The organism is Stenotrophomonas sp. P5_A9 (assembly GCF_056400525.1).
On the sequence record NZ_JBFULC010000095.1, the window covers coordinates 1 to 9458 of the forward strand.

Here is a 9458-nt window from a genome sequence, read left to right on the forward strand (position 1 = left end):
GTGGCGGTGGCCAGCGCAATGGGGGCCGTGGCGCCCCCGCCGGGCCGCGTCCGGGCAGCGCCACGCCGCCGGCCAACAATGCCCTGGCCGACGCCTTCGCCCGCGCCAAACGGGGCGGCTGAGCCGGCGGCGGGTCCAGAGCGGGGACGCTTTCGGGCGGCCCCGGGCCTGTCTGGACCGATGGCACTTCTGGTTTCACCCGGCTTTGTTCACACTTCGCCTTCAATGCCCGTAGCTTGGGCAGGCGGGGAGGCCGTATGACCAGGGACCTGACAAGGCGGACCGACGCACGACGCCACACGGCGCCGTGCGCGTGGCCGTGCCCATGAGCCGCCGCGACCCCGCGACCGAACACAGCATCGACGCGGCGCTGCGCGACATCACCGAGCAGCACCGCCGGCTGGAGATGATCATCGAAGGTACCGCCGCCGGCACCTGGGAGTGGAACATCCAGGCCGGTCAGATGCGGATCAACGAGCGCTGGGCGCAGATTGTCGGTTACACCCGCGACGAACTGGCGCCGATCACCCCGGAGACCTTCTTCCGTCTGGTTCACCCCGATGACCTCGGCAAGTCCAACGCGCTGTTGCACGACCACTTGGAAGGCCGGTCGGCGCACTACGACAGCCTGTGCCGCATGCGCCACAAGGACGGGCACTGGATCTGGGTGCAGGACCGCGGCCGCGTCTACGAGTGGGACGCGCAGGGCCGCCCGTTGTGGATGGCTGGCGCGCATGCCGATGTGACCGACCTGCAGAACGCGCGCCAGGATGCGGCCAACATGCGCCAGCGCCTGCAGGCGGTGGTGGATGCGTCCGACGAAGTGGCGGTGATCGCCAYCGATGTGGACGGCGTGGTCAACCTGTTCAACACCGGCGCGCAGAAGTTGCTGGGCTATCGAGCGGACGAAGTGATCGGCCGAGTCAACCCGAGCCTGTTCCATGATGTGGCGGAAATGCAGGCCTACCTGCAGCCCGAAGCCGATGCGGACGGGCGCCTGCCGACCGTTTTCGAGGCGCTTACCGCGCGCGCCGCGCAGGGTACCTGGTCGCACCAGTGGACCTTCGTGCGCAAGGACGGGCAGCGCCGCCAGGTGCGCCTGTCGATCAGTCCGCTGGACTGCGCCGGCGGCAACCGCATCGGGTATGTCGGCATGGCGGTGGACATCACTCCGATGCTGGAAGTGCGCGAGCAGGCTTACCTGGCCGCGGAGAAATTCGCCGGAGCGTTTTCCTCGGCCGCGCTGGGCATGGCGCTGGTGTCGCTGGAAGGCCGCTGGCTGGACGTCAACGACGCGCTGTGCGGCATTCTCGGCTATACCCGCGCCGAGCTGCTGGAGATCGATTTCCAGACCCTCACCCACGCCGATGACCTGCACACCGACCTGGCCCTGGTCGGGGATCTGCTGGCGGGGCGTCGCGACCATTACCACATGGACAAACGCTACCTGGGCAAGGCCGGCAACATCGTCTGGGGACGGTTGTCGGTGTCGCTGGTGCGCGCCGAAAACGGCGAACCGCTGCATTTCGTCTCGCAGATCCAGGACGTCACCGCCCAGCGCCAGAGCGGCCAGCAACTGCGCGAGTCCGAACAGCGCACCCGCATCACCCTGGATGCGGTGGCCGACATGGTGCTCACCCTGGACCTGCACGGCCAGATCCAGTACGCCAACGCGGCCGCCACCCGCGCACTGGCCGGCGCCGGCGCCGCGCCGCTGACCAACGGCCAGGTGCAGGACGTGATGGAGCTGACCACCGAGTACGCCCCGCGCTCGCCGCTGGACATCGCCGTGCTGCTGGACCCGGAAAGCAACGCAGTGGACCTGCACTCGGACCTGCTGCTGTCTGTCGGCGCGCGGCTGCTGCCGGTCGATGTGACCCGCGCCTGGCTGCGCGGCGAAGACGGAAAGACCAGCGGGGCGGTGTGGGTGATCCGCGATGTGACCCAGCAACGTGCGCGCCAGCGCGAGGCCCGGCACCTGGCCGAGGTCGATCCGCTGACCGAACTGAGCAACCGGCGAGGGTTCGAAGCCCACCTGCAGCAGGCGATCACCCGCGTGGCGCGCACCGGGCAGTCGGCCTCGCTGATGTTCATCGACCTGGACAACTTCAAGCCGATCAACGACAACCACGGCCACCTGGCCGGCGATGCCATGCTGTGGGCGGTGGCCAACGTGCTGCGCCATGGCGTGCGCGACTCGGACATCGTGGCGCGCCTGGGCGGTGACGAGTTCGCGGTGATCCTGGCCGGCTGCTCGCTCAAGCGTGCCCGCCGCATCGCCAGCGACCTGCTCGAGTCGGTGCGCGGCCTGACCATTCCCTGGGACCTGCAGCGGCTGGGGGTCGGGGCCAGCATCGGTATCGCCGCGATCGGCGGCAGCATGAGCGTGGACGACGCGGTCGCCGCTGCCGACGCCCAGTGCTACCGGGCCAAGGCCGAGGGGCGCGACAACGTCCAGGTGGAAACCCCGAGCGGCGGGCAACTGCCCGACCCGCTCGACGCAGTGGAAAGCAGCGAGGGCGGGGAAGGGTAGCCAACGCCCGTGGTCGGTGCGGCCCGTCTGCCGCTAAAGCTTCCGCCATGCCTGTCGATATCCCTACTGGAGCCGCCGTCGCTTGGCTCCGCGTTGGCCCGTGGCTGCCCCGCTTGTGTGGCCTGGACCGCATGCCGTTGCAACAAAGCGTCTGCAGGAAGCAGGACCATGTTGTACATGCCGCTGCCGTGACGTCACCCCACTGACGTCTTCGTAGTCCCCAAGCCAGACGATATGCCGCCGGGCGGTGCGCCCGTCGGATCCCAGCAACCGGGCACCGAGGATCACATGATGCATATTTCACGCATGCACGCGCCTGTGCAGGAACAGGTCGCCGACGCCGACGCCGGCGCAGGCTCGCCATGGCGCGCACTGGTGGCGCCTTTCGTGGCCCGCCGCGACGCGCGCGGTTCCGCCAACGCACTTGCACAGCGCCGCCAGTGCGAGCTGGAAGCGCAGGTTGCCGCACTGCATCGGGTGCAGGCGGTGATCGAGTTCGACCTGGACGGCACCATCCTGCAGGCCAACGACAACTTCCTGCAGGCCGTCGGCTATCGGCTGGACGAGATCCAGGGCCATCACCATGCGATGTTCGTCGAACCGGCGTTGGCGCAGAGCGTGGAATACCGTGATTTCTGGGCCACGCTGGGGCGGGGCGAATTTGATGCCGGCCAGTACCGGCGGCTGGGCAAGGGCGGCCGCGAGATCTGGATCCAGGCCTCCTACAACCCCGTACTGGACGGCAACGGGCGTCCGTACAAGGTGGTGAAGTTCGCCACCGACATCACCGCGCAGATGCAGCAGGCGGCCGATTTCTCCGGCCAGTTGGCGGCGATCAACAAGTCGCAGGCGGTGATCGAGTTCAGCCTGGACGGACGCATCCTGTCGGCCAACGATAATTTCCTGGCCACCACCGGCTACACGCTGGAGGAAGTGCGCGGCCAGCACCATTCGCTGTTCGTCGAGCCCGAGTACCGGCAGAGCCTGGAATACCGGCAGTTCTGGGAAAAGCTGGGGCGCGGCGAATACGACGCCGGCCAGTATCGACGGCTGGGCAAGGGGGGCCGGGAGGTCTGGATCCAGGCCTCCTACAACCCGATCTTCGACATGAACGGGCGTCCGTTCAAAGTGGTCAAATACGCCACCGACATCACCGCCCAGGTGCGCGATACCCATGCCATGCAGCAGGCCGTCGCGCAGACGCGCGAAGTGGTCGCGGCCGCCAAGGGCGGTGACCTGACCGGGCATATCGCCACGCAGGACAAGACCGGGCCGATCGCCGAACTCTGCGAGGGCATCAACGCGCTGGTCGAGGCCATGGCGGGCATCATCAGCCAGATCAAGTTCGCCGCCGACACCATTGCCGTGGGCGCCAGCGAGATTGCCGAGGGCAACAGCGACCTGTCGGAGCGTACCGAACAGCAGGCGGCGTCGCTGGAGGAGACCGCCGTCTCGATGAAGGGACTGGCCGCCACCGTGCATCAGACCGCCGCCAACGCGCGCCAGGCCAGCGAGCTGGCCAGTGGTGCGGTCGACGTGGCCGCGCAGGGCGGGCACGTGGTGCATGAAGTGGTCTCGACCATGGCGCTGATCAACCAGTCCTCGCGCCGCATCGTGGACATCATCGGGGTCATCGACGGCATCGCCTTCCAGACCAACATCCTGGCGCTCAATGCCGCAGTGGAAGCGGCACGAGCAGGCGAACACGGGCGCGGCTTCGCCGTGGTCGCCACCGAGATCCGCGGGCTGTCGCAGCGCTCGGCCAGCGCCGCCAAGGAGATCAAGCAGCTGATCGCCGATTCGGTGGAGAAGGTCGGCACCGGCACCGGGCAGGTCGAAAGCGCTGGCCGCACCATGGATGAGATCGTGGTCAACGTGAAGCGGGTCAGCGCACTGATCACCGAGATCAGCACCGCGGCCCAGCAGCAGAGCGAGAGCATCGGCCAGATCAACCAGGCCGTCGACCATATCGACGAGGGCACGCAGCAGAATGCGGCCCTGGTCGAAGAAGCCTCGGCCGCCGCGCGCAGCATGGAAGAGCAGGCCACCCAGCTGCTGCAGACCGTGGCGGCGTTCCGGGTGGATGCCGGGCAGGGCGCCGCGCGCACGGCCGGCGTGGTGGCCATGCACGGCGGGCATCCAACGCTGCGGCTGGTCTAGCCCACGCGTACCCTGCGGCGCCGACATGCGGGCGGGGTGCGGTTGCCAGGCCCTGCCCGTAGGCATGGGTGAACCGGTCGGCCTCGGCGCGGACACCGAGCTTGTGCGCATCGCCATGACGCGTTGCCGGCTGATAAAGCGTCGTCGATTGGCAATGCGGCCAGCACCAATGTGCTCGTTGTTGCATGGCATGACGCTAGCTGCAAATCCTTGCAAAACACGTCATTCAACGTGCTTTTACCACTCCTTGCATGGCGCCTTTCGGGGGCGCGGTGGTCTCCTTGTCGGCACGCGTTCCACCCACGTTCGGGTTGCGCAGATGCAGTCAGTTGTACTCACCACCCACGCTTTCAAGGATAAAAATGAACCCTCTCAATCGAACCCATGCCAAGGCACGCCAGGGCGGCTTCACCCTGATTGAACTGATGATCGTCGTCGCCATCATCGCCATCCTGGCGGCCGTCGCCCTGCCGCAGTACCAGAACTATGTCGCCAAGTCGCAGACCTCGGCTGCGCTGGCTGAGCTGACCCCGGGCAAGCTTGGCGTGGAGACGATCTACGCCGAGGGCGGGCCGACGACGTCGGACCTGGGCGACATCGGCATGACCGACCAGACGTCCCGGTGCAGTGACATTGCCTTGACCATGGCGCCGACCGGTGCGGCCAGCCTGATCTGCACCCTGGTTGGGAGTGGCAAGGTGAACGGTACGCTCACCCTGGCACGGGACATCCAGGGCGCCTGGAGCTGCTCCGGCTCGATGTCTGACAAGACCCTGCTGCCGTCGAACTGCCGCAGCACTACGCCCTGATAGTCGTGCGGGATGAACCAGTGGCCGAGGCGGCGCATGGCGCGGCCTCGGTCACTGGCCATCAACGCCAGGCCATGGTCGCTTTGCTTGAAAACGCCGTCATCGCTGTGACACCCACGCACCTGTCCACGCCACGGGCTACCGTCAATCAACGCCTCGCCATGCCACCGCGCCAGCGCGGTATCACGCTGATCGAGCTGATCATTGCCGTGGGCACGTTGGCCGTGCTGCTCACCTTCGCCATTCCCGGCTACCGCAACCACACGGCACGCGCGCGTATCAGTGCGATGTTGGCGGAGATATCCGAAGGCAAGGCCGGCGCCGAGCGCCTTGCGACCCATGAATCACCGTGGGACTACGTCAGTGATCCTGCTGCGGTCGGACTCAATGGGCCGGCCTCGCTGTGCACCACCATCGTCGTGGACATCATCGCCTCTGCACGCACCGCACATCTCTATTGTGGCGGCGCGCGCTTCGACTTCGTCGCCCTGGACTACACGGCCGAGGCGGGGTGGCGATGCACGACCCGCTCGCATGCTGCGGTCTCGCGCACCGATTGGGCGCCGGAAGGCTGCGTCCCCCATATCGCGCGCCGCTCACCATGAACTGTGCTGCCGTCGCCGTGGTCGGTCCACGTCTGTCCCGGTACGCCGGCGGGACGGCACGGCAATGCAGCGCAATGCCCATTCCCGGTGATTCCTCCGGCGAACCGGTGCGGATACCGCCAGGCGTCACCACGCTGTGGATGCAGTTGCGCGGCACTACCGTCATCCAAAGTGCGGAAGGCCGCTTCGAGCTGCGTCGCGGTGAATGGCTCATGCTCGGGCGCGAGGCTGGGCCGCTCCTTCAGGCCGGGCGCCTCGGCATGTGCGTGGGCGTCTGCCTGAGCGCCGATACCCTGACCGCGCTGGGTGCAGGTGCGTCCCCGCTATACCCCGGCAGGGGCCGGATGCCGCGTGGCGACCTGCAGATGGCAACCCGGGTATGGCGTCGGATCGCCGGGGGGCGGGGCACCGACATGGACCGTCCCGCCGACCCGCGCCCCCTGCTGCTGCTCATGGCCGAGCTGCAGCGGGACATCGCTTCGCGGGCGGCGCGCTGCCCTGGACCCTCGATGGTGCGCAAGCACCAGGTCCTGACCTGCCTGCAGAACGCGTGTCTGTTCGTGCACGGCCACCTCGAGCGCCCCGTCAGCGCGCGCGAACTGGCGCAGTGGGTAGGCCTGCCCACTCGATATTTCTCCGAAGCCTTTCTGGCTGCCTACGATCAATCGCCGCAACAGTTCGGGACGCGGGTAAGGCTCGAGCACGCCGCTGCCCGGGTACGTCGCGGCGACATGTCCGTTGACGAGGCGGCCCCCGCCATCGGCTTCAAGCATGCCGGTACGTTCCTGCGCGCCTTCCGCGCCAGCTTCGGGGTCAGCCTGGGCAACTACTGCGCGCGCTGACGCTGTTACCGTCAGTTCCGCCTTTCCACACGATGGATGCTCGATGCCGCATTGAGGCGGGCGAGGTAGCGGGGCAGATGGCGAGTTCCCGGACGGGCTGCCAGGGGTATCTGAGCGGGGCGTGCGGCATGGGCGTTCCTTCGCCGAAAGGGTGCCCCGGTACCCCAAAACGCAAAAGGCCAGATCCGTCGGATCTGGCCTTTGCAATTCCATGGTGCCGAAGGTGGGACTCGAACCCACACGCTTTTAAGGGCGGCGGATTTTGAGTCCGCTGCGTCTACCGATTCCGCCACTTCGGCTGGCTGGCCGCGTAGTGTATACAACTTGAGACGGTCTGGGGAGGCCTGAATGCTTCAGACCGCATGTCGGCGTCATCGGACCGGCACGCTATACTCATCGCGCTGAACCATACAGGGAGCCGGAATGAGCACGTTGCAGGATCTGCGCGTACTGGTGGTGGAGAACGACGAGATGAGCGCGGCGCTGCTGCAGATGCAGCTGGCACAGTCCGGCGCCGTTGTCGTGGGCCTTGCCGCCTCGGTTGCCGAGTCATTGCGCCTGCTGGGCACAAGCGAGCCGCAGGTGGCGTTGCTGGATTACCGGCTGGCCAATAATGAAACGAGTGAAGCCGTCGCCGAGGCACTGAGTGCGCGCGGGATTCCGTTCGTGCTGACCACCGGCATGGCCCCGGATCATCTGCCGGCGGCGCTGCGTGCGGGGGTGGTGTTGAGCAAACCGTACCTGACCGCCGAGTTGATTGCGGCATTGGCCCGCGCGCTGCAGGGCGCCTCGGTCGCCAGCTGATCGCGGCGGCTCAGGCCGCTTCGGTGTGCGCCAGGTCGACCGGTTCGCGGTCGTCCAGGATGCGGTAAAGCGCGGCCAGGTCCTGTGGGTCCGGATTGAGCCACGCATCCAGGTATTCCGGCCGGATCGGCACGATGCAGCGGTCGTGGCCGGCCGCAGCGACGTCGCGCGGCGGTTCATCGGTGATCGCGGCGAACGATAGCAGGCGTCCTTCCGGACCTTCCCACTCCGACCACAGGCAGGCGATCAAAAGATCGCGCGGTGGCTGCGGTCGAAATTCCAGGACGACGTTACCCGGCTTCTCGCCGGGCGCCAGTGCGCGCTGCTCCAGCGCGTGGCGCGGCACATGCTCGTAGAACGACTGCACCACCACTACGCCGTGGCGATGTCCGAAGGCGCTCTTCCAGTAGGGCTCCAGGCTGTCGCGGCGCGCGTTGTAGGTGCCGGGGTAGAGGGTGTCGTTACGCGCTGGCTTGTCCGGCAGGCGGCATTGGTAGCGCATCGGCTTGATCACGCGCTGGCCGTGTTCGGACACGATCACCGGTGCGTATACGCCGGGGAAGATGCGGCTGTCGCGCGGTAGCAACCCGCTGCGGCGCAGGTCATCCAGGCGCGCTTGCGCGCGTTCGACCCGGTTGCCGGCGATGCGCGCCTCGTTGCGGGCCTTCTGCGTCGGGCGGGCGGCCAGGGCAGCTTCGGCCGCAGTGAGGCGGGCGCTTTGCAGGCGGATCTCCTGGTCGAGGGTCTGCATTTCCTCGGCGTGCCACTGCTGGATCTTCGCCACGATGTCCTGGCCCTGGGCGGTGCGCGCACCGGCAAAGCCATCGTCCATGGCCTTGGGCGTCTTGGGGCGCTGCTTGCCGGCGTCGTGGGCGTAGAGCTGGGCGAATTCGTCCAGCGACATCATGGCCCCGTACTCGCGGACCAGCTTGGTGTAATCGGCGCGGATCTGGGCGGAGTAGCACATGCGCACAGGATAAGGCGATTGGTCGCACCCGATGAGAAAGGGAAGGTGCATGCTGATGGTCCATTCACCGGAGTGCGTTCCGCCATGTCCCTGCCTGATGGCCTGCAGTGTTTCCCCCATCCGCCCAGCGTTGCCGAATACCGTGAACTGCGGGTGCTGGCCGGGCTGAGCCCGAAGTCGCTGGCGGCGGCCACGGTGGGCCTGCCCAATACGGTGTTCGGGGTGAGTATCCGCGACGGCGAACGCCTGCTGGCGATGGGCCGGCTGATCGGCGATCGCGGGTGTTTCCTGCAGGTGGTGGATATCGCGGTGCTGCCGCAATGGCAGGGCAGGGGGCTGGGCAAGGCGGTGATGCAGCAGCTGGATCAGTGGCTGCACGCCAATGCGGTGGGCGCGTATGTGAGCCTGATCGCCGACGGGCAGGCCAATGCCCTGTATGCGCAGTTCGGGTTCGTGGAAACCGCGCCGCGATCGGTGGGGATGGCCAAGGTCATCGGCTGAAAACAAAAAGCCCCGACCGAAGTCAGGGCTGTTTGTTTGAAGCTGGCGTCCCCACGGGGATTCGAACCCCGGTCGCCACCGTGAAAGGGTGATGTCCTAGGCCTCTAGACGATGGGGACGCGTTAAACCGAATTTTGGCTTCTGTCGGACGGCCTGTGTCCGGAGAAGTGGTGGAGCCAGGCGGGATCGAACCGCCGACCTCCTGCATGCCATGCAGGCGCTCTCCCAGCTGAGCTA

General features: G+C 67.2%; 8 protein-coding genes and 2 tRNA genes. 7 read left to right on the forward strand and 3 right to left on the reverse strand.

The genetic code is table 11. The annotated features are described in order from the left end of the window. Positions 1-325: 325 nt before the first annotated feature. From AC1DR7_RS19195 to AC1DR7_RS19215, 5 genes are all read left to right on the forward strand, one after another. Positions 326-2533 carry a PAS domain S-box protein gene (locus AC1DR7_RS19195; RefSeq protein ID WP_478076622.1) on the forward strand — a complete coding sequence of 736 codons (2208 nt, stop codon included), beginning with the start codon at positions 326-328 and terminating at the stop codon, positions 2531-2533. Positions 2534-2839: 306 nt separating this feature from the next. Next, positions 2840-4693, forward strand: a complete 1854-nt coding sequence (locus AC1DR7_RS19200; RefSeq protein WP_457321268.1) for a methyl-accepting chemotaxis protein — start codon at positions 2840-2842, stop codon at positions 4691-4693. Positions 4694-5055: 362 nt separating this feature from the next. Then, positions 5056-5502, forward strand: coding sequence for a pilin (locus tag AC1DR7_RS19205; protein ID WP_256777215.1), 447 nt, complete (start codon positions 5056-5058; stop codon positions 5500-5502). A 20-nt stretch (positions 5503-5522) separates the two neighbouring features. Next, positions 5523-6107 carry a pilin gene (locus AC1DR7_RS19210; RefSeq protein ID WP_478051642.1) on the forward strand — a complete coding sequence of 195 codons (585 nt, stop codon included), beginning with the start codon at positions 5523-5525 and terminating at the stop codon, positions 6105-6107. Positions 6108-6181: 74 nt separating this feature from the next. Further along, positions 6182-6949, forward strand: a complete 768-nt coding sequence (locus AC1DR7_RS19215; protein ID WP_457322102.1) for a helix-turn-helix transcriptional regulator — start codon at positions 6182-6184, stop codon at positions 6947-6949. Positions 6950-7161: 212 nt separating this feature from the next. Here AC1DR7_RS19215 and AC1DR7_RS19220 read toward each other — a convergent pair. Beyond that, a tRNA-Leu gene (locus tag AC1DR7_RS19220) sits at positions 7162-7248 on the reverse strand. A 124-nt stretch (positions 7249-7372) separates the two neighbouring features. On the opposite strand from AC1DR7_RS19220, the gene AC1DR7_RS19225 reads away from it, so the two are divergent. Next, the gene (locus AC1DR7_RS19225; protein ID WP_256777212.1) at positions 7373-7753 is read left to right on the forward strand and encodes a response regulator; all 381 of its coding nucleotides are present in this window, start codon (positions 7373-7375) and stop codon (positions 7751-7753) included. Between the two features lie 10 nt (positions 7754-7763). Here the strand turns inward: AC1DR7_RS19225 and AC1DR7_RS19230 are convergent, their stop codons facing one another. Continuing rightward, entirely contained in the window at positions 7764-8720 is a 957-nt protein-coding gene (locus AC1DR7_RS19230) for an SOS response-associated peptidase family protein (RefSeq protein ID WP_457319665.1), read from the reverse strand. An 84-nt stretch (positions 8721-8804) separates the two neighbouring features. Here AC1DR7_RS19230 and AC1DR7_RS19235 point away from each other — a divergent pair, with 84 nt between their 5' ends. Next, entirely contained in the window at positions 8805-9221 is a 417-nt protein-coding gene (locus AC1DR7_RS19235) for a GNAT family N-acetyltransferase (RefSeq protein ID WP_457319664.1), read from the forward strand. A 43-nt stretch (positions 9222-9264) separates the two neighbouring features. Here AC1DR7_RS19235 and AC1DR7_RS19240 read toward each other — a convergent pair. Next, positions 9265-9340: transfer RNA gene (locus AC1DR7_RS19240), tRNA-Glu, on the reverse strand. Positions 9341-9458 lie beyond the last annotated feature (118 nt).

What these genes read in the sequence shown, in the direction of transcription:
- AC1DR7_RS19225 (WP_256777212.1), top strand. Translation starts at nt 7,373, where the DNA reads ATGAGCACGTTGCAGGATCTGCGCGTACTGGTGGTGGAGAACGACGAG.
- AC1DR7_RS19235 (WP_457319664.1), top strand. Translation starts at nt 8,805, where the DNA reads ATGTCCCTGCCTGATGGCCTGCAGTGTTTCCCCCATCCGCCCAGCGTT.
- AC1DR7_RS19200 (WP_457321268.1), top strand. Translation starts at nt 2,840, where the DNA reads ATGCACGCGCCTGTGCAGGAACAGGTCGCCGACGCCGACGCCGGCGCA.
- AC1DR7_RS19230 (WP_457319665.1), bottom strand. Translation starts at nt 8,720, where the DNA reads ATGTGCTACTCCGCCCAGATCCGCGCCGATTACACCAAGCTGGTCCGC.
- AC1DR7_RS19215 (WP_457322102.1), top strand. Translation starts at nt 6,182, where the DNA reads ATGCCCATTCCCGGTGATTCCTCCGGCGAACCGGTGCGGATACCGCCA.
- AC1DR7_RS19205 (WP_256777215.1), top strand. Translation starts at nt 5,056, where the DNA reads ATGAACCCTCTCAATCGAACCCATGCCAAGGCACGCCAGGGCGGCTTC.